The 18,778-nt window shown below is 64.2% G+C and carries 14 protein-coding genes; 5 read left to right on the top strand and 9 right to left on the bottom strand.

Annotation, left to right across the window (positions count from 1 at the left end):
* Positions 1–97: 97 nt before the first annotated feature.
* The 3 genes from HLH25_RS00845 to HLH25_RS00835 form a co-directional block, all read right to left on the bottom strand.
* Entirely contained in the window at positions 98–877 is a 780-nt protein-coding gene (locus HLH25_RS00845) for an ABC transporter ATP-binding protein (protein WP_182972256.1), read from the bottom strand.
* Between the two features lie 5 nt (positions 878–882).
* Positions 883–1,842, bottom strand: a complete 960-nt coding sequence (locus HLH25_RS00840; protein WP_246400752.1) for an ABC transporter permease — start codon at positions 1,840–1,842, stop codon at positions 883–885.
* 79 nt (positions 1,843–1,921) lie between these two features.
* A complete protein-coding gene (locus HLH25_RS00835; protein WP_246400923.1) occupies positions 1,922–2,887 on the bottom strand; it encodes a glycosyltransferase in 966 nt (321 codons plus the stop codon).
* 190 nt (positions 2,888–3,077) lie between these two features.
* Between HLH25_RS00835 and HLH25_RS00830 the strand changes: the two genes are divergently transcribed.
* Positions 3,078–3,329, top strand: a complete 252-nt coding sequence (locus HLH25_RS00830) for a hypothetical protein (RefSeq protein WP_182972254.1) — start codon at positions 3,078–3,080, stop codon at positions 3,327–3,329.
* Positions 3,330–3,387: 58 nt separating this feature from the next.
* Positions 3,388–3,561, top strand: a complete 174-nt coding sequence (locus HLH25_RS00825) for a DUF1328 domain-containing protein (RefSeq protein ID WP_114726676.1) — start codon at positions 3,388–3,390, stop codon at positions 3,559–3,561.
* A gap of 64 nt (positions 3,562–3,625) precedes the next feature.
* Here HLH25_RS00825 and HLH25_RS00820 read toward each other — a convergent pair whose 3' ends face one another.
* The 4 genes from HLH25_RS00820 to HLH25_RS00805 are packed head-to-tail and all read right to left on the bottom strand — an operon-like array spanning position 3,626 to position 13,098.
* The gene (locus tag HLH25_RS00820; protein WP_182972253.1) at positions 3,626–5,197 is read right to left on the bottom strand and encodes an efflux transporter outer membrane subunit; all 1,572 of its coding nucleotides are present in this window, start codon (positions 5,195–5,197) and stop codon (positions 3,626–3,628) included.
* Positions 5,198–5,202: 5 nt separating this feature from the next.
* Positions 5,203–8,502 carry an efflux RND transporter permease subunit gene (locus HLH25_RS00815; RefSeq protein ID WP_182972252.1) on the bottom strand — a complete coding sequence of 1,100 codons (3,300 nt, stop codon included), beginning with the start codon at positions 8,500–8,502 and terminating at the stop codon, positions 5,203–5,205.
* Positions 8,499–11,672: an efflux RND transporter permease subunit gene (locus HLH25_RS00810; RefSeq protein WP_182972251.1), complete on the bottom strand. Its 3,174-nt coding sequence runs from the start codon at positions 11,670–11,672 to the stop codon at positions 8,499–8,501. The genes HLH25_RS00815 and HLH25_RS00810 overlap by 4 nt, the downstream gene beginning before the upstream one ends.
* 46 nt (positions 11,673–11,718) lie before the next feature.
* Positions 11,719–13,098 (bottom strand): MdtA/MuxA family multidrug efflux RND transporter periplasmic adaptor subunit, encoded by a 1,380-nt coding sequence (locus HLH25_RS00805; RefSeq protein ID WP_182972250.1) that lies wholly within the window; start codon positions 13,096–13,098, stop codon positions 11,719–11,721.
* 341 nt (positions 13,099–13,439) lie between these two features.
* On the opposite strand from HLH25_RS00805, the gene HLH25_RS00800 reads away from it, so the two are divergent.
* The 3 genes from HLH25_RS00800 (at position 13,440) to HLH25_RS00790 (ending at position 15,668) form a co-directional block, all read left to right on the top strand.
* The gene (locus HLH25_RS00800; protein WP_182972249.1) at positions 13,440–13,748 is read left to right on the top strand and encodes a CsbD family protein; all 309 of its coding nucleotides are present in this window, start codon (positions 13,440–13,442) and stop codon (positions 13,746–13,748) included.
* 175 nt (positions 13,749–13,923) lie between these two features.
* Positions 13,924–14,571, top strand: a complete 648-nt coding sequence (locus HLH25_RS00795) for a ribonuclease HII (protein WP_182972248.1) — start codon at positions 13,924–13,926, stop codon at positions 14,569–14,571.
* Positions 14,568–15,668, top strand: a complete 1,101-nt coding sequence (locus tag HLH25_RS00790) for a site-specific DNA-methyltransferase (RefSeq protein ID WP_182972247.1) — start codon at positions 14,568–14,570, stop codon at positions 15,666–15,668. Before HLH25_RS00795 ends, HLH25_RS00790 begins: the two co-directional genes overlap by 4 nt.
* Positions 15,669–15,813: 145 nt before the next feature.
* On the opposite strand, the gene HLH25_RS00785 is transcribed toward HLH25_RS00790, so the two are convergent.
* Both HLH25_RS00785 and HLH25_RS00780 read right to left on the bottom strand, forming a co-directional pair.
* A complete protein-coding gene (locus tag HLH25_RS00785; protein WP_182972246.1) occupies positions 15,814–16,428 on the bottom strand; it encodes an ankyrin repeat domain-containing protein in 615 nt (204 codons plus the stop codon).
* A gap of 213 nt (positions 16,429–16,641) precedes the next feature.
* Positions 16,642–18,777: a VWA domain-containing protein gene (locus HLH25_RS00780; RefSeq protein ID WP_182972411.1), complete on the bottom strand. Its 2,136-nt coding sequence runs from the start codon at positions 18,775–18,777 to the stop codon at positions 16,642–16,644.
* Position 18,778 lies beyond the last annotated feature (1 nt).

Below are 18,778 nucleotides of genomic sequence, written 5' to 3'. Positions count from 1 at the left end.
GGAGTGCTGGGGTTACTCGTCCGGTAAGCAGGGGCATGGCGTGGCTTTTCCTATGCGGCCAGATAAGATGCGGGACGGCCGTCGGTTCGAGGATGTCCTACGGACCGGCGCCGACCTTCGCCAGTTCCCTGAATGCCGCAGGCGGAAGGTATTGTTCGAGAATGCTCATTGGGTCACCGTCTCCCCTGATCTGACCGTTCTCGATCCAGAGCAGGCGATTGCACCATTCGATCAGGATCGAAGGAGAGTGGCTGGCCAGCACCAAGATGTCGGCGTGGCGGACCATGCCTTCCACTCTTTTCTTGGCCTTCTCCATGAAAACGGCGTCTCCGGCGAGTATCCACTCATCCATCAGCAGGATTTCGGGCGGGAAGGCGGTGGCCATCGCGAATGCCAGTCGAATCGTCATGCCGGAGGAATAGTTGCGTACCGGAAGATCGAGAAAATGTCCGAGTTCGGAAAAATCTTCCACATCCTTGACGAGTTCCATCGTCTGGGAAACGGACAGGCCGAGATAGAGGCCGCGCAGGCGGATATTCTCCCGGCCGGTGAGTTGGTGGTTCATGCCCTGTCCGGGGTCCAGCAGGGCCGTCAGGCGCCCGTCCGCCGACAGGACCCCCCCCGTTGGTTGGTATATCCCCGAAAGAACGCGCAGGAGGGTTGTCTTTCCCGATCCGTTCGAACCGATCAGTCCGAGACGATCGCCGGAATTCAGGGAAAAGGAGATATTCTGAAGCGCCTGGACCACGGGACGATTGTTGGTGTCTCGGCCGAAGCGTGCCGATGCTTGCCCGAGAATGGTCTTCTTCAGCGAGCGGCTGTCGCTGTGATACAGCGGAAAATCAATCGAGATGTCGGATGCGGTGAGATTTGCCATTGTGTTCAGACCCAGAAGGCGATCCGGCCGCGCGTTCGCGCGAAAGCGATCCATGAGAAAAGGATAAGGATACTGGAAATGAGCAGCGCGTAGATCCAGGTTTCGGCCGGCAATGGCGTGCCCAGGAGAGGAGCCCTGAGAATTTCAAGGAGGTAATAGAACGGGTTGAAGCGGATCAGAAAAAGTGCCTCGCGGTGGCCGTTGAGGATATTCGCGTTCCACATGACCGGCGTTATGAAAAAAGCGATCTGCATGATTGCCGAGATGATCTGCGGCACGTCACGGAAGCGGGCGCACAGGGCGCCGAACAGGAGCGAGAACGCGAATCCATCGACAAGCCACAGGCCGAATGCCGGTAGCGCCATGAAGGAAAACAGGGATTGGTGCACGCCCATGATCGCGAAAACCGCAATGACGATCACGATATTATGGGCAAGAATCATTGTGTTGCGCATAAGGCTGCGTGCCGCGTGAACGGTGAAGGGCATGCGCATGCCCTTGATGACGGAGTCGGACTGAATGAAACAGCCGCCGCCGTCGGTGACCAGTGCGTTCAGGTAGTTCCAGGCGATGAGGGAGAGGGACAGGAAGGGGAGATAGGTATGGATGTCGGTGTGGAAAAGATCGGCATAGATGAAGGCCATGGCCCCCACTTGGACGCCCATCGAAATGGTCAGCCAGAATGGTCCGAGTGCGGAACCGCGATATCGGAGTTTGATATCGAGAAAACCGAGGACCGCGATGAGTCTCCACAGATGGACCCCTTCGCGCAGATCAGCCAATGCCAGTTGGAACCGTTGTTTCCATCCGCGATCCGCTGACAGAATAAAATGGGCCGGTTTTCGAAAAGCTCCGTCTTGCGGCATCGTAGAGAGTGCTTTGGTCATGAGAATGGAGCCTTTGATACCCTTATATCTGCCTGGAACCTGGGCAAAAACGCGTGCGAAGGGTGATCCGGCACGCATTTGCGGTCAGGTTCCAGTGGGGTGACCATACGCGGATCGAACGTCGAGAGGCAAACCGGCGCAGATGGGAGATCCGGGTTCATCCCAGCACGAACCAGAGGCGGAAAATCATCTGCTCGGCACGGGTGCTGCGTCGCATCTCGGGCATCGTTCGCAGAAGCCGCCAGCGGGCGAGGCAGCCGGCCGGGCCGGGGATATCCAACGCCTGGCGGAGTCTGCCCAGGCGGGCGACCGCCGGGTCCGTCAACAGGTCCCCGTGGCGGAGAAGCTGCGTGACGTTGGCGCGGAAGGTGGACATGAACAGAGCCGGCCCTCGTCGAAGGGCGGCCCGTGCCCGCGCCGCGAAATGCGCGGGTGCGCCCACCACGTTGCTCTGGTGCTGGCGGTAATAGAGAGTGGGCTGGTTGTCCGTCACGACATGGCCGCCCGCACCGGTGACCAGAAGATAGCTCCACCAGTCATGCAGTGTTCCCGCCGGCGGTGGCATGGCGGCCCGCACCAGTCGGATCGCGGCCGGTGAGAGCATGATGGTGCAGCCGGTGGCGATGTTCTGGGTCAAGGCCATGGGAAAAGCGGGCTCGGGCGGCAATGCGGGCGAAAGGCCGAGACGGGCGATCGCCGAGTCCGTGAGCATCTGGCGGGAGCAATACAGGGCTGGCTCGTTGGTCGCGTGGAACGGCGCCAAGGCATTTACCGCGCGTTCCAGCTTGTCTGGAAACCAGACATCGTCCTGGTCGCAGAAAGCGGCCAGGTGACCGTCTGGCACATGATCCAGCAGCAGGCCGAACGATCCGGCTACGCCGAGGCGCTCCACGCTCCGGGTGACCTGGACGCAGCGCCCGGTGGGCAGGTTGTCGGCGAAGCGCCGCACGATCTGCGCGCTGTGATCGGTCGATCCGTCATCCCGCCAGACAAGTTGCCATGCCGCATGGGTCTGCTGTCCCAACGACTGGAGCAGGGCATCGAGAAAGGCGGCGCCGTTATGGACCGATAGCAGGATGCACACCGGCATGACGTTGCGCGCGGGAAGGCGGTCGGAACTCATCACGCGGAAAGATCCCATGCTGGAACGTTGGTTCAGGGGCGGCTGGGAATCTGGTCGACAGCCTGTGGAGGGTGCCTTCCCACCAAGGCTTGTCGTGCCGAGAAAGGGAGTGGCTATGATTTGAAAACGATGCCTGCGTCCCTCATATACGCTATGTCGCTATGTTTATTAAGAAGATTGGGGCGCCATCATGACGGACGGACAGTTTGAAACGAAGCTGGAAGAAGGGGTCGGTCGGCTTCAGGACGGGCTTGGCGGGTTGCTGGGTGATCCCGTGCTTCAGATGAAGGGCAAAGGGCGCGTGCTGTGTGCCAAGGCCCGTTCAGCCGGTCTTATGGCCGGAGATGCCGTGCGCGACCTGACGGTGGATCAACCGCTGGTAGCTGTGGTGACGGCCGGTTTGGCCGGGTTTGTCCTGGCCATGACGTGGGTGCGGCGCTGAGGAACCGCCGGCCCGACCCGGCGTTCGTCATGCAAGGATTATGGATGGAGCGTGGATGATGTTGAAGTTGGCCCTCTTTTTTCTGGTGATTTCGATCATCGCCGGCCTGTTCGGGTTTACCGGAATTTCCGCTGCATCCGCTGGTGTCGCGAAGATACTGTTCTTCCTCTTTATTCTTGCCTTCGTCGTCTTTCTGCTGATCGCGTTGCTGACAGCCAAAACGATCTTGTGACGACGCATTCCGGGCCGCACTGCGGCCCGGAATGTTGTCTTGGGGCTTGCAGGGCGGATGTGCCCTATTGATTCTTGTCTTTCTGGATGAAGGACGGAAGGAGTGGATTGTCGGTCTGGAGCGACGCCTTCGACGGCAGGCGTGCGGCATTCCATCCCCCTCCCAGGGCCTGCACCAGGGCTACGCTGTCGACCATGCGCTGCTGCTGGATGGAGAGGGTCGTTTCCGCGATCCCCAGAGCCGTGGTCACGTTGGTGATGACGGTGGTGTAGATCTGCGTTCCGGCTTCATACTGGTTCATCGAGACCTGGACGGCCTTGTTGGCGTAATCCAGCGCGACCTGCTGCTGTGCGGCCTGCTGGGCGAGGATACGCAGGTTAGACAATTGGTCTTCGGTGCCCTGCAAGGCCGTCAGCACGGTCTGGCGATAGGTGGCTACGGCGCTGTCATACTGGGCGTCGGCCGAGTGGACGGCCGCCGTGCGCGACCCGCCGCTGAACAGGGTCTCGGTTGCCGATGCACCCAGCGACCAGACGCGGTTGGCAACGCTCATCAACGAGGTCACCGGATCGCCGCCGCTCTGCGAATAGCTGGCATTGATGGTGACGTTGGGGAAGAAGGCCGCAATTGCGGCGCCGATCTGGGCGTTGTACTGCTCCATAGCGCGCTCGGCGGCGGCGATGTCGGGGCGGCGTTGCAGCAGGTCGGCGGGAACGCCGACCGGAATCGGCGGAATGGCGCGGCTCAGAGCGCCCGGCGTGATCGTCAGTTCGGCGGGCGAACGGCCGGCCAGCACGGCGATGGCATGTTCGTACTGGGCGCGGGCAACGCCGGCCTGGATCAGCGATGCGCGGTTCTGCTCCAACTGGGTGCGGGCCTGCATGACCGCCGTGGGGTCGGCGATGCCGGCATCGTACTGATTCTGGGCGATTTCCAGCGCCCGGGTGTTGAAGGCGACATAGCGGCGCAGCAGGTCCTGCAGCGAATCCTGGTAGCGCAGGTTGAAATAGGCCGTCGCGAGTTGTGCCTGGTAGGACAGGGTGGCGTTGGCCAGATCGGCGGCGCTGGCCTGCGCTGCCGTTACCTGACTCTGGATATTGCGGCGGATCTTGCCCCATAGATCCAGGTCCCAACTGGCGCTGGGGCCGATATTGTAGGAATTGTACTGCGTGCCGGAATTGGCATAGGAACTGCCCGACGAGGACAGGGACGAGCCGCCATGGGCATTGCGGTTGAAGCCGATGCTGCCGCTGATGGTGGGGAACAGCTGCGCGCGCACACTGTTGATGGTGGCCCGGGCCTGACGGTAATTCGCCTCGTACATCCTGACGTTCTGGTTCGAGATCGCGACCCGCGATTCCAGATCGTTCAGGATCGGGTCGTTATAGATCGTCCACCAGGCATCCTTGGGCAGTTCCGCCATGGCGGGTTGCGCCTTCACCCATCCGGGTGCCGGCACCAGTTCCTTGAAGCGGGCCGAAACCGGTGCGGTCGGGCGATGATAGGACGGGCCGACCATGCAGCCGGTCAGCACCAGTGGCGACAGGGCGGCGCCCAGCAGCAGGGCACGCCGACGCGGCGCGCGTGCGCCGGGGCGGGGTTTCGGGGCGATCGGGCGGGAGGGCGGCAGGGACATCCGGGTCAGGCATCCTGTTGGGAAAGGGGACCCTGCCGGCCCGTGAGGGCTTTGGCCAGGGAACGGAACTGGCGTCGGCACCATAGGCCGAAGCGGTCGAGATACAGATAGACGACAGGAGTGGTGTAGAGCGTGAGCGCCTGGCTGACGACCAGTCCGCCGACGATGGAGATGCCCAGCGGGCGGCGCAGTTCCGAACCATAGCCGTGACCCAGGATCAGCGGCAGGGCCCCGAAGGCCGCCGCCAGCGTTGTCATCATGATCGGCCGGAAGCGCAGCAGGCACGCGCTGTGGATGGCCTGTGCCGCCGGCTGGCCTTCGCGTTCGGCCGCGATTGCGAAATCGACCAGCATGATGGCGTTTTTCTTCACGATGCCGATCAGCAGGATCACCCCGATCATCGCGATCAGCGAGAAATCCTCGCCGGCGAGATCCAGAGCCAACAGCGCGCCGACGCCGGCCGAGGGCAGGGTGGAGAGGATGGTCAGCGGGTGGACATAGCTTTCGTACAGCATGCCCAGCACCATATAGACCGCCGCCAGCGCGGCCAGGATCAGCAATGGTTCGTTATTGACCGATTTCTGAAGCTGGCCGGCATTGCCCGCAAAGCTGCCATGGATGGTCGTGGGCACATGCAGGCGCACTATTTCGGCGCTCACGATCTGTGTCCCGCGCTCCAGCGGCACGCCGGTCGCGAGATTGAAGGACACCGTGGCGGCGACCGACTGGCCCTGATGGTTGACCGAGAGCGGCGTGAGCTGCGGGGCGACGGTGGAGACGATGCCGAGCGGCACCATGGTTTCGGAATTGGTCGAAACCGCCGAGCCGTTGGAAGCCGAGCTGCCGCCTGCGAGGCTGTTGGCGATCTGGTTGCGGAAGGACTGGCTGCTGAGGCTGCCGGCCTGACTGGTGGCGCTGGTTGCGGCCGAGACCCGGATGGTGTTCGCGCGGGTACCGCCACCGGCCGAGCCGCCGGCGGTGCTGACCCAGACCTGCTGGAGGCTGGCGGTGTCTTTCCAGAACCGGGGTTCGACCTCCATCACCACGCGATACTGGTTGAGCGCGTTATGGATGACCGAGGCCGCGCGCTGGCCATAGGCATCGAACAGCGTGTTGGCCACCAGCTGCGGCGTGATCATGGTACGGGCCGAGGTTTCGCGGTCCAGCGCCACGTTGAGGGCTGAACCGCCCTGCTGCACGTCCGACGAGACGTCGGTCAACTGCGGGTATTTCTGGAGGGCGGCCACCAGCTTGGGGGTCCACTCATACAGGTCGGTCGGTGAGTCGGATTGCAGCGTGTACTGATAGGCGGCGTTGGATTGCCGGGCGCCCATGCGCAGCGTGCCAGGGGCCATGGCGTAGAAATGCGCGCCCACCATGTTCCGCAGTCGCTCGCCGATGCGCATGATGGTGGTGCTGGGCGGGCCGTCGCGCTGGGACTTGTCCTTCAGCACCACGAACATGTTGGCCTGGTTGGACGAGCCGCGACCGCCGGTGAAGCCGGTGATGCTGACGACGTCGCGGTCGGACAGAACGGCCTTCTGGACCTCGTCGATCTTGCCGACCATGGCTTGGAACGAGATCGACTGGTCGCCCTGAAGATGGCCCATCAGCATGCCGGTATCGCTGTCGGGGAAGAAGCCCTTGGGCATGTGGATGAACAGCGCCACCATGAGGACGACGGTGCAGGGCAGCGACAGCAGCACGAGGCGCGGATGGGCCAGCGCCGCGTCCAGCGTCTGCGCGTACCCCCGCTGCATGGCGTGCAGCATGCGCTCCAGCATTGCCGAGATGCGAGCCCACGGGCCGGTTTGGGGTGGTGCGATGTGGGCGGGCAGGAACAGCGCCGCCATCATCGGGGTGAGGGTCAGCGACAGGACCATCGAGATGAGGATCGTCACCGACATCGTCATCGCGAATTCGTGGAACAGGCGGCCCGCGACGCCGCCCAGCAGCAGGATGGGAAGGAAGACGGCGATCAGTGACATGGTGATCGAGAAGACGGTGAAGGCGACTTCCTGCGCACCGAGCAGCGTGGCCTCGAGCCGGCCTTTGCCGTCTTCGAGATAGCGGCTGATATTTTCGATCACCACGATGGCGTCGTCGACTACGAAGCCGGTGGAGACGGTGAGCGCCATCAGCGACAGGTTGTCCAGCGAATAGCCCAGGAGTTGCATGGCTCCGAACGTGGCGATGATCGAGGTGGGGACCACGACCGCCGGGATCAGCGTGGTTCGGCCCGAGCGCAGGAAGACCAGCACCACCAGCACCACCAGCACCACCGATATGACCAGCGTATATTGGGTGTCGGCCAATGCGGCGCGGATGGTCACCGATCGGTCGAGGACGCTGTGCAGTTCGACCGTTGGTGGCAGGGCCGCGCGCAGGGCCGGGATTTCGGCCTTGATCTGGTCGATGGTGCGAATCACGTTGGCGCCCGACTGGGCGAAGATGATGGCCAGTACCGCCGGCTGGCGGTTGTAGTAGCCGGCATTGCGCAGGTCTTCGACGCCGTCATTGACCTGGGCGACATCCGCCAGACGTACCGGCCGGCCGGACCGGTAGGCGATGATCAGATCGCGATAGGCCTGGGCGTTTCGGGCCTGATCGTTGGTGTCCAGCGTGTAGCGGGTGCCCTGATGGTCGATGAAGCCCTTGGGGGTATTGGCGTTGGCCGAGGCCAGCGCGGCGCGGACGTCCTCGAACCCGATCCCGAATTTGTATAGGGGCAGCGGGTTCATCTCGACGCGCACTGCCGGGAGCGAACTGCCACCGACCTCGACCTCGCCCACGCCGCGGATCTGCGAGAGATGTTGCTGCAGGACGTTGGAGGTGAGGTCGTAGAGCTGGGACATCGTGCGCGTCTTCGATGTCAGGGCCAGGATCATGATCGGCGCGCCGTTGGGGTTCGCCTTGAAGTAGCTGGGGTTCTGGCGCAGCGACGACGGCAGGTCGGCCCGGGCGGCCTGAAGGGCGGCCTCCACATCGCGGGCGGCCCCGTTGATGTCGCGGTTGAGCGCGAATTGCAGGGTGATCCGGGCCTGGTTCTGCGTCGACTGGGACGTCATTTCCGTCAGGTCGGCGATGGCGCCCAGGCGCCGCTCCAGCGGGGCGGCGACGGAGCTGGCGATTTCCTCCGGCGACCCACCGGCCTGGCGCGCCTGGACCTGGATCACCGGAAAATCGACATTCGGCAGGTCGGCGACCGGAAGCGCCCGATAACCGATGATGCCCGCGATCAGCAGCGCGATCGTCAGCAATGTCGTGGCGACGGGCCGGAGGACGAAGAGCCGGACCGGATTCATGTTGCGGTCTGGTGCGGCGGAACGTCACGGGCCGGCGCGGTTGTCGCCCCGAAGCGGCGCCGCAGGTTCAGGCTGATCCGGTCCATCAGCAGATAGATGACCGGGGTGGTGAACAGGGTCAGCAACTGGCTGAGCAGCAGGCCGCCGACGATGGCGATGCCCAGCGGGCGGCGCAGTTCCGAGCCGGTGCCGGTGCCGATGACCATCGGCATCGCACCGAGCATGGCGGCCAGCGTCGTCATCAGAATCGGCCGGAAGCGCAGCAGGGCGGCGTGATGGATGGCCTGGACGGGCGGCATGCCTTCGATCCGCTCTGCTTCCAGCGCGAAATCGATCATCATGATGGCGTTCTTCTTCACGATGCCGATCAGCAGGACCAGGCCGATGATGCCCATGACGCCGAGGCCCGCACCGCTGAGTTGCAGGGCCAGCAGGGCGCCGACACCCGCCGACGGCAGGGTGGAGAGGATGGTGATGGGGTGGATGAAGCTCTCATACAGAATGCCAAGCACGATATAGACCGCGACCAGGGCGGCCAGCACCAGCCACATCTCGTTGCCCAGACTGTTGCGGAACGCGGCCGCCGTACCCTGGAACGAGGTCTGGAAGCTGGCGGGCAGGTGCAGCGTGCTTTCCACCCGCTCGATCGCATCCGTCGCCTCACCCAGCGAATAGCCGGGCGCGACGTTGAACGAGATCGTGGTCGCTGGGAACTGGCCGACATGAGTGATCAGCAGCGGCGCGGTGCTGCGGGTGACGGTGGTGACCGTACGCATCGGCACCAGGCCCGAAGTCGGCGCGCGGGTCGGGCCGGAGGTGCTGCTGCCCGAATTGCCGCTGATGCCGGGCAGGTACAGCTTGTCGAGTGACGCGAGGTCTTTCTGGAAGACCGGATCGGCCTCCAGGATCACGCGGTACTGGTTGGACTGCGTGTAGATGGTCGAGATCTGGCGCTGGCCGAAGGAATCATACAGCACGTTGTCGATCGTCTGCGGGGTGATCGAGTACCGTGCGCCGGTGGTGCGGTCGAGGGTGACATGGGCGACGAGTCCCTCGGCCTGGAGGTCCGACGTGACGTCGGCCAGGGCCGGTTCCTGGCGCAGGGCGGCAATGACCTTGGGCACCCAGGTGCGGAACTGGTCGTAATCGGGATTTTCCAGCAGGAACTGGTACTGGGTCGCGGACACAGTCGTGTCCAGCGACAGGTCCTGCACCGGCTGGAGATACAGGCTGGCACCGGGGATGTCGGCCGTCTCCTGCTGGATGCGGGTTGCGATCTGGGAGGCGGTCTCCGACCGGTCGTCATGCGGGCGCAGATTGATCAGGAACCGCCCCTGGTTCAGTGTCACGTTCTGCCCGTCGACGCCTATGAAGGATGACAGGCTGACGACATCCTTGTCCTGCAGGATGCGCCGGCCGAGTTCCTGCTGGTGGGCCGCCATCGCATCGAAGGACGTGGATTGCGCCATGACCGAGATGCCCTGGATTACCCCGGTATCCTGCACCGGGAAGAACCCTTTGGGGATCGACCAGGCCAGCAGGCCGGTCAGGCCCATCGTGGCAACGAAGATGGCCAGGGTCAGCTTCTGGTGGCGCAGCACGACCGTCAGCGCGCGGCCGTAGGCGGCGATCACCGCTTCGGTCCAGCGCTCGACGGCGGCCGACCAGCCCCGCGCGTCCGGTCCGTGCGGGCGCTCACTGAGCAGCCGGGCGCACATCATCGGCACCAGCGTCAGCGAGACCACGGCGGAGAGGACGATCGTGACCGACAGCGTGATGGCGAATTCGTGGAACAGGCGGCCCACCACGTCGCCCATGAACAGCAGCGGGATCAGCACCGCGATCAGCGAGACGGTCAGGGAGATGATGGTGAAGCCGATTTCGCCGGCGCCCTTGAGCGAAGCCGTCATCCGGTCGTCGCCCATTTCGATGTAGCGGGCGATGTTCTCGATCATCACGATGGCGTCGTCGACCACGAAGCCGGTCGCGATGGTCAGCGACATCAGCGACAGGTTGTCGAGCGAGAACCCCATCAGATACATGATCGCCAGCGTGCCGATCAGCGACAGCGGAACCGACAGGCTGGGGATGATCGTGGCCGGCACGTTACGCAGGAAGACGAAGATCACGGCCACCACCAGCGCCATCGCCAGCACCAGTTCGAACTCGACGTCGGCAACCGAGGCGCGGATGGTGGTCGTGCGGTCGGTCAGCGGCGTGATGGTGATGCCCGGCGGCAGCGCCTGCCGCAATTGCGGCAGGGCGTATTTGATATTGTCGACCACCGAGATGACGTTGGCGCCCGGCTGGCGCTGCACGTTCAGGATCAGGGCAGGCGTGGTGTTCGACCAGGCGGCGAGCTGGGTGTTTTCGGCTCCCTGGACGACGGTGGCGACGTCGCGGATGCGGATCGGGCCGCCGTTCTGGTAGGCGATGACCTGATTGAGCAACTGGTCGACGCTGGCGATCTGCCCGTCGACCCGCAGGGTGGAAGCCCGCTGCGCGCCGTCGAACGTGCCGGTGGGCGAATTGACGTTGACGTTGCCGATCGTGGTGCGCAGCGTGTCCATGTCCACGCCGAACGATGTCAGCTTGGGCACGTTGACGCGCACGCGGATCGCCTTGCGGTTGCCGCCCGACAGCGTGACCAGGCCGACGCCCGAGATCTGGCTGATCTTCTGGGCGAGACGGGTATAGACATAATCCTCGACCTCGGTCAGCGGCATCGTCTTCGAGGTGATGCCCAGCGTCAGCACCGGGGTGTCGGCCGGGTTGACCTTGGCATAGATCGGCGGCGCCGGCAGATCGGTGGGCAGCAGCATCTGCGCCTGGTTGATCGCTGCCTGGACTTCCTGCTCCGCCACGTCCATCGACATGGTCAGGCCGAACCGCAGCGTGACGATCGAGGCACCGCCGGAGGATTGCGATGTCATCTGGTCCAGACCCGGCATCTGGCCGAACTGGGTTTCCAGCGGCGCGGTCACCGACGTCGCCATGACGTCTGGCCCGGCGCCGGGATAGAAGGTCTGGACCGTAATGGTCGGGTATTCGACCTGCGGCAGCGCCGAGACCGGCAGGAAATGATAACCCAGCAGACCCGCCAGCATGATGGCGAGCATCAGCAGCGTCGTGGCGACCGGGCGTTCGATAAACAGGCGGGACGGATTCACGCACGGCTCTCCGGCTGAAGGCGACGGACCTGGTGTCGGGCCGGGATCATTGATGGGGTTGTCCGCCGGATGTGCCGCCAGAGGTGCTGTCAGTGGTGCCGCCGGTCGTGCTGCCGGTCATGTCGCCCTGTCCGCTCGCATTGTGGCGGCGGTGGCGATGCCCCTGTCCTGCCGCCGGGGTGACCGCATCGCCGGGGGCGGCGGTGCTGTCGGTTGCGCTCGGGATTGTAACCTTGGCGCCGGCACGCAGATGGTCGGTGCCGTCGGTCACGACCGATTCTCCCTCCTTGAGCCCGCTGGTCACCACCACGCTGTCCCCATGCGACGTGCCGGTCGCGATGTCGCGGACCTCGACGGTGTTGTCCGACTTGACGACATAGACGAACGATCCGCTCGGCCCGGTCTGCACCGCGTTGGCGGGGAGCAGCAGCACGTCATGCTCGGTATTGACCAGCAGGTGCGCATTGACGAACTGGTTCGGGAAAAGGGTTTCGTCCTGATTGGGGAAGATCGAACGCAGCTTGACCGTGCCTGTCGCGGTGTCGATCTGGCTGTCCAGCACGCTGACGGCACCATCGGCCAGCTTGCGCGTGTTGGTGCTGTCCCACGCTTCGACCGGCAGGGAGACGCCGCTGCGCAGCCGCTCGGCCACCCGGCCCAGTTCGGTCTCCGGCAGGGTGAAGATCACGGAGATCGGCTGCATCTGGGTCAGGATGACCAGGCCGTTGGTCTGGCCGGCGGTGATGTAGTTGCCCATGTCCACCTGGCGGATGCCGACACGGCCGTCCACCGGGGCAATGACGTGGCAATAAATGATCTGGAGCTTTTCGTTGTCGACCTGAGCCTGATCGACCTTCACCGTGCCTTCGAGCTGCGCGACCTTGTATTGCTGGTCGACGGCCGTCTGGGCCGCGATGCTGTTCTGGCGGATCAGGCGCTGATAGCGGGCATTATCCACCCGGGCCTGCTCCAACTGGGCGATGTCGGAGGCGAGTTGCCCTTGGTACTGGGCCAGCAGCACTTCGTAAGGCCGTGTGTCGATCAGCGCCAGGAGGTCGCCTTTTTTGACGTGCTGGCCCTCGGTGAACAGCACCTGCATCAAGTAGCCGTCGACGCGCGACTGAACTGTGACGTTGGTGATCGGGACCACCGTGCCCAGTTCGGTCAGTTCCACCGGCATATCGCCTTTGCGCACGACGGCAACCGCCACCGGTTGGACATCCGCCGCCATCTGGTGAGCATGCCGTCCGCCACCGCTCTGGCCGTGCGGCCTCAGAAAGGCCGCCGCAATCACGGCGGCACCCACCAGCGCCGTGCCCCATAGCAGTAAACGGCGGCGCGATTTCTTCCCGGCGCTGCCCTGCCGGCCGCGCCCCGTCGATTGCTGCGCAGGCGCGTCGGACGGGTCCAGAGTCGGTTTGTCCATGGTCCTCAGGTCTTCCTCAATCCAATGACGTCGGGCACGCCGCAGGCGTGCGATTTGTTGGGGCAGTGTTAGCAGCTACGCGAAAAAAGATGCCTAAATCCTTGCTTAGGAAACTGTCTAGAAATGTAACAATTTTTGTCGTTCGCCAACTGGCTGTCATGCGTTTTCATCGAATGCCATCAACTATTCCATTGGTGGCGGGATCTGGGCGCCCGCGATAGCGTGCCATCCGGTCCGGATGATCCGGTCCGCCCGGGGGCGGCATGCGCAACCGGGGCGTATTCGATCCGTTTCCATAGAACCGACCCGTGCGGGTTGGTCCGTTTGGAGGAGAAAAAAGCATGACGGAATCCGGTAACGACACATTCGTCGAGAAGGTGAAGGGCACGATCGAGGAAGGGACCGGTCGCCTGAAGGACGCGGCTGGTGGCCTGACGGGTGATCTGGGCATGCAGGCGGAGGGTAAGGTCGATCAATTGAGCGGCATGGCCCGCCGCGAGTTCGCCGAGCTTTATGAAGAGGGCGAGGGCAAGGTGGAGAAGGCGGTGCTGTTCGTGCAGGACCGGCCCCTCCTGTCGGTGGCGGTTGCGGCCGTGGTCGGGCTTCTGGCCGGCCTGATTCTGCTGCCGCGGCGGACATCGAAGGGCTGAAATTTCCGTGGCCCGAGTCCCTGGCGGAAGAAGTTTTTTGCGTTTGAAAGGACTCGGCATGGAATCAGTATCTTGCGCAACATGACGTAAAGATGGTTTCCATCCCTTCAGGACGTGATTCGGTGTGCGAATCGGGCGACAGGCGCCCGGCTCGGCCCGGTTCGGGATGGGGTGAATGCCGGATTACACGCGCGAAGCGCAGCATGGCGGCCGGGTTGCCGGGGTGGATGAGGTGGGTCGTGGCCCGCTGGCGGGTCCGGTTGTCGCGGCCGCGGTGATCTTTGATGGCGGCGTGCCGGCCCAACTGGCCACCCTGCTGGATGATTCAAAGAAGCTGTCTGCCGTGGCGCGGCGTCGTGCCTATATTGCGCTGCGTGGCGCCCGTGGGGTGCATATTGCGGTTGCCGCGGCTTCGGTCGCTGAAATCGCGCGCCTAAATATTCTGCATGCCGCCTTTCTGGCGATGCGGCGCGCTGTCGCACGCCTGTCCGTGCGGCCGGAACTGGTGCTGGTGGACGGAAATGCCGCCCCCGATTTCGGGTGCCCGACGGAATGCGTGGTGGGTGGCGATGGTGAAAGCCTGTCCATCGCGGCGGCGTCGATCGTGGCCAAGGTTGTGCGTGACCGGCTGATGGAGCGCCTCGCCGTCCGCTGGCCTGCCTACGGATGGGAGCGCAACGCCGGTTACGGCACTGCCCAGCATCGGGCGGCGCTTTGTGACGTCGGTAAGACCCCGCATCATCGGGAGGCGTTCGGCTTGGTCCGACAATTGTCGCTTGGCTTGCCCGCCGACGGCCGCCCCGCGGCCTGGGGTGTGTCATGAGCGGCGCGGTTATGATGGAATTGCCCCTTGATCAGATTCTGCGTGGCGATTGCATCGAACTGATGCAGACTCTGCCGAGCGGGTCGATCGACTGTATTTTTGCCGACCCGCCGTACAACCTTCAGTTGCGTGGTGAACTACGCCGCCCCGATGACAGCATTGTGGACGGGGTGGATGATGACTGGGACAAATTCAGCGATCTTGCGGAATATGACCGGTTTACCCGTGCCTGGCTGGGCGAGGCCCGCCGCCTGCTGCGCAAGGACGGCACGATCTGGGTGATCGGGTCGTATCACAACATCTTCCGGATCGGCGCGATCCTCCAGGATCTGGGGTTCTGGATCCTGAATGACGTGATCTGGCGCAAGTCGAACCCGATGCCGAATTTCCGGGGGCGGCGCTTCACCAATGCTCATGAGACGCTGATCTGGGCCGCGCGGGGTGCCGACAGCCGCTATCGCTTCAACTACCAGGCGATGAAGGCGCTGAACGACGACGTGCAGATGCGCTCGGACTGGTATCTGCCGCTCTGCACGGGGGGAGAGCGGCTGCGCAATGCCCATGGCCTGAAGCTGCACCCGACGCAGAAGCCCGAAAGTCTGCTGCACCGAGTGCTGGTCGCTTCGACCAATGTGGACGACATCATTCTCGATCCGTTCGCCGGCACGGGCACGACGACGGCTATGGCGCGGCGGTTGCGCCGCCGCTTCATCGGGATCGAGCGTCATCCGGATTATGCGGAAGCAGCAATCGGTCGTGCCCGGCGCGAGCGCCCGGTGCCTCTGGACAGCGTGCTGACCACACCTGCCCGCCGCGAGGCACCGCGCGTGCCGTTCGGCAGCCTGGTCGAACGTGGACTGCTGCCGGCCGGAACGATGGTCTATGATCGTCATCAGCGCGTGTCGGCCACCGTTGCGCCTGACGGCACGCTGGTCAGCGGTACGCAGCGCGGATCGATCCATAAGCTGGGGGCGTTATTAACGAATGCCCCATCCTGCAATGGATGGACCTTCTGGCATCTGATGCGCGAGGGGCAGATGGTTCCGCTGGACATCTTGCGAAGCGAAATCCTGTCACAGGACAGCGCAGCCAGCTAGAACACATTCTGTTTGAATGCGTGCATTCAAACAGAATGTTCGTAAAAACAATAAACTAGCATGTTCCGGAACGCCGGTCAGTGAAGCGATGTTTCCGTTCGGATTTGTCACTCGGAACGGGTGGCCAGCCTCACGAAATGGATTGTCAGCCGCCGCCGAAACCGAGGAACCCGATTTCGGGCCGAGGCGTGCCATTGTCTCGGGGGGCGGTACGGCTTGTCGCCATCATGACGCCCGATCGGGACCCATGGCTGGTGCCATCGATGGTCAGGTGGCCGCTGCCATTATGCATCGTGATGCCGGAATGGGTCGTCGAAGCCGCGATGACGTGCTCGTCATCAAGCGTGCGGAGCGACAGCAGCAGGAAGGTAATGTCGTTGCGGTTCAGGTCGATCGCCATGTCCAGAGGCGTCTGGCCCAGAACATTGTGACCTTCCATGTCGGCACCACGGTTCAGGGCTTCCTTGGCCGCGCCGAGGCTGCCGCGATTGATGGCGTCGAACAGGGCCGCGGTGGGATTCAGGTCGCCATTCGCATGACCGCCGATCTCTTCGTTCGACTCTGCGCCGGGCAGGGCGGCCGGTGGGGCTGAGGCGCGTGCGGCGCGACGGGCTTCGGCCTGCTTCGCCGCATCGGCAGCATCGGCTTCTGCCTCATCGTCATCCGACTGGGCACAGGCGAAATGCATCGGAGCCATGATTGCCGCGCTGCCGGTCAGCAGCGCGAGAAAGAGAAGGCGGATACCTGTTCTGATAATCATTATTCGTCTCAGTAACATTCGTCTCGATGACAGGCGCGACCTGTTCGGGGCGGATGCGAACCGTCCGATATGGACCGGCCTGCCGGACGCGGTCCCGGCCCCCTTTTATAGTCCAGATCGGGCTGAGATGCGATGGAAATCGCTGGATCGTGAGTCACGGGGCCTTTTGGAGAGGATGCTGCAAGCCGGCGGACCGGGGTGCAGCACTCTCTTTCAGCGGCCTTCGCGCCACCAGCCGGTCAGTAGAAGCATTGCGGCCAGCGCCAGTACCAGCCATGCGGGGAGAAGTGGACTGGCGGTGCGACCGGTGACCAGACGGGCATCGCGTTGCGGAAAGCCCATCCAGTCCGGTCCTGACACGCGGCCTGAGGCCGGGGCGCGCAGTGCGGGCAGGTGGAGATTGGCAGGGTCGTCACCCAGCCAGTAGATGCCGCCGCCCGTCTGGCCGGCGAGGGGAGCCGTGACGCTTGCCGTGGCACGCAGGTCCGACCATTCCACCGGATCGTCCTGGGTCGGAGCGGCGAAAGCGCGGTGCGTGCCATCATCGGCCATCCAGATGCCCTGCTGGGTCGCGGGCGCATCGGCCTGGGAGAGGCCTATGCCGGTGGTATGCAGGGGTATCTGGCGGGTGGTGCCGTCGGGCGCGGTGATTGTGACCGCGTGCGGCGCGACGGCGGCTGCGGTGCGGCGGGTTATGACGATCCGGTCATTGGCGATGGTGGCCGTCAGCTGTTCTTCTTCCAGTTCCGGTTCTTTCATCAGCCAGTGAGAGACGTGCCGCAGCAGTTCGGATTGCGGGCCGCCGCCACCCTCGCCGTGCGACCACAGCCAGATCTGGTCCGACAGCAGGAAGGCGACGCGGCCTCGGTCCACCCGGTCCAGAACCAGCAGCGGTGTATGGGCCGGACCGTCCATCAGGACCTGCCCGTGGACGGAATCGGTTCGCAATACACGGTACCATGGCCCCCAATCGGCATCGTGCCCGTCCGGTGCGGTGCCGGCTCCCGGCAGCCCCGCCGTGACGGGATGGCGATGACCGTCGGCCGTGAGGGCGGGGCGGAAGCGCTGTTCCACCAGCCCGCCTTCGGTTGGGACATGGGCCGGCAGGATGTCGCCCAGCGGCGTATCCTGCAGAGAGCCCGCCCCCAGGAATTCCGGGCCGCCGATCAGCAGCAATCCGCCGCCGTCACGCACATACTGGGCGATGTTTTCCAGATAGGTGCGCGGCAGGATGGCACGGTTCTCGAACCCGTCGAGGATGATCAGGTCGAACTGGCTGATCTTTTCCTGGAACAGTTCGCGCACCGGGAAGGCGATCAGCGCCAGGTCGGACAGCGGTGTGCCGTCATCCTTGTCGGGTGGGCGCAGGATGGTGAAATGCACCAGATCGACCGATGGGTCGGCCTTCAGCAGACGGCGCCAGACCCGTTCACCCTGGTTGGGCGTGCCCGAGACCAGCAATACCCGCAGCCGGTCGCGGACTCCGTTGATCCGTACCACATCCTGGTTGTTGACGGTCGAGACTTCACCCTCAAGTGGCGAGACCGATAGCCCGACCAGCATCGGGCCGGGATGGGTGACGGGCAGGGTGATGTCCTGAGGCTGGCCGACGCGGACGGTTTTGTGCAGCGGAGGTTCGCCGCCGCGATCCAGTGTCAGGTCGACTTCCGTGCCGTTATCGGGGTGCGGGCCCAGATCGTCCACCTGCACCCGCAACGTGGCATTCTGGCCGACGATGGCATAAGGCGGCGCCTGGAGGATGCGCAGTCGGCGGTCGGTTTCCTCTCCCCGTCCGGTCAAGAGCACATGCAGCGGCAGGGTTGCGTGCCGGCCGCCGGAATCGGCGGGGCGCAGTCGTTCGGGCGGCTGCGGCGGGGTATCGTGGACTTGTCCGTCGGTCAGCAGGATCGCGCCCGCCAGCCGGGCCGGCGGGATGTCGGCCGCTGCCTGGTCGAGAGCTGCGAACAGGCGCGTGCCCTGGCCATGGCCGTCATGCACCGTGACGGTGCGCAGCGTCAGCCCCGGCACATGCGCGGCTTCGGCCTGGAGGCGTTCCGCCGCCTGATGGGCTACGGCGGCGCGTTGGCCTACGCTCATGGAGGAGGATTGATCAACGACCAGGATGGCGGTTTCGGGCAGGGCCTGCCCGGTCTCGCTGATGCGTTCGGGGCCGGATAGCCACAGCAGGACGATCGCTGCCGCCGCCGCGCGCCACAGCGTGCCGCGCGCCCGGCGTAGCAGCCCGGCCAGCAGGACAATCATGGCCAGAATTGCCAGCGTGTAGAGCAGCCAGGGGGGCAGTAGCGGAGAGAAGGACGTCATGTGCCGCAGGGTGGTCAGGTTGGGCATG

Source organism: Gluconacetobacter dulcium (assembly GCF_014174165.1).
Classification (GTDB): domain Bacteria; phylum Pseudomonadota; class Alphaproteobacteria; order Acetobacterales; family Acetobacteraceae; genus Gluconacetobacter; species Gluconacetobacter dulcium.
Note: the sequence above shows the minus strand (reverse complement) of the source record. Positions and strands in the feature narration are given on the sequence as shown.

Excerpts from the sequence above, each read along its gene's own strand:
- HLH25_RS00785 (WP_182972246.1), bottom strand. The coding sequence starts at position 16,428 with ATGATTATCAGAACAGGTATCCGCCTTCTCTTTCTCGCGCTGCTGACC.
- HLH25_RS00795 (WP_182972248.1), top strand. The coding sequence starts at position 13,924 with ATGCCGGATTACACGCGCGAAGCGCAGCATGGCGGCCGGGTTGCCGGG.
- HLH25_RS00840 (WP_246400752.1), bottom strand. The coding sequence starts at position 1,842 with ATGCGTGCCGGATCACCCTTCGCACGCGTTTTTGCCCAGGTTCCAGGC.
- HLH25_RS00835 (WP_246400923.1), bottom strand. The coding sequence starts at position 2,887 with ATGAGTTCCGACCGCCTTCCCGCGCGCAACGTCATGCCGGTGTGCATC.
- HLH25_RS00825 (WP_114726676.1), top strand. The coding sequence starts at position 3,388 with ATGTTGAAGTTGGCCCTCTTTTTTCTGGTGATTTCGATCATCGCCGGC.
- HLH25_RS00845 (WP_182972256.1), bottom strand. The coding sequence starts at position 877 with ATGGCAAATCTCACCGCATCCGACATCTCGATTGATTTTCCGCTGTAT.
- HLH25_RS00805 (WP_182972250.1), bottom strand. The coding sequence starts at position 13,098 with ATGGACAAACCGACTCTGGACCCGTCCGACGCGCCTGCGCAGCAATCG.
- HLH25_RS00800 (WP_182972249.1), top strand. The coding sequence starts at position 13,440 with ATGACGGAATCCGGTAACGACACATTCGTCGAGAAGGTGAAGGGCACG.
- HLH25_RS00820 (WP_182972253.1), bottom strand. The coding sequence starts at position 5,197 with ATGTCCCTGCCGCCCTCCCGCCCGATCGCCCCGAAACCCCGCCCCGGC.
- HLH25_RS00790 (WP_182972247.1), top strand. The coding sequence starts at position 14,568 with ATGAGCGGCGCGGTTATGATGGAATTGCCCCTTGATCAGATTCTGCGT.
- HLH25_RS00815 (WP_182972252.1), bottom strand. The coding sequence starts at position 8,502 with ATGAATCCGGTCCGGCTCTTCGTCCTCCGGCCCGTCGCCACGACATTG.
- HLH25_RS00780 (WP_182972411.1), bottom strand. The coding sequence starts at position 18,777 with ATGCCCAACCTGACCACCCTGCGGCACATGACGTCCTTCTCTCCGCTA.
- HLH25_RS00830 (WP_182972254.1), top strand. The coding sequence starts at position 3,078 with ATGACGGACGGACAGTTTGAAACGAAGCTGGAAGAAGGGGTCGGTCGG.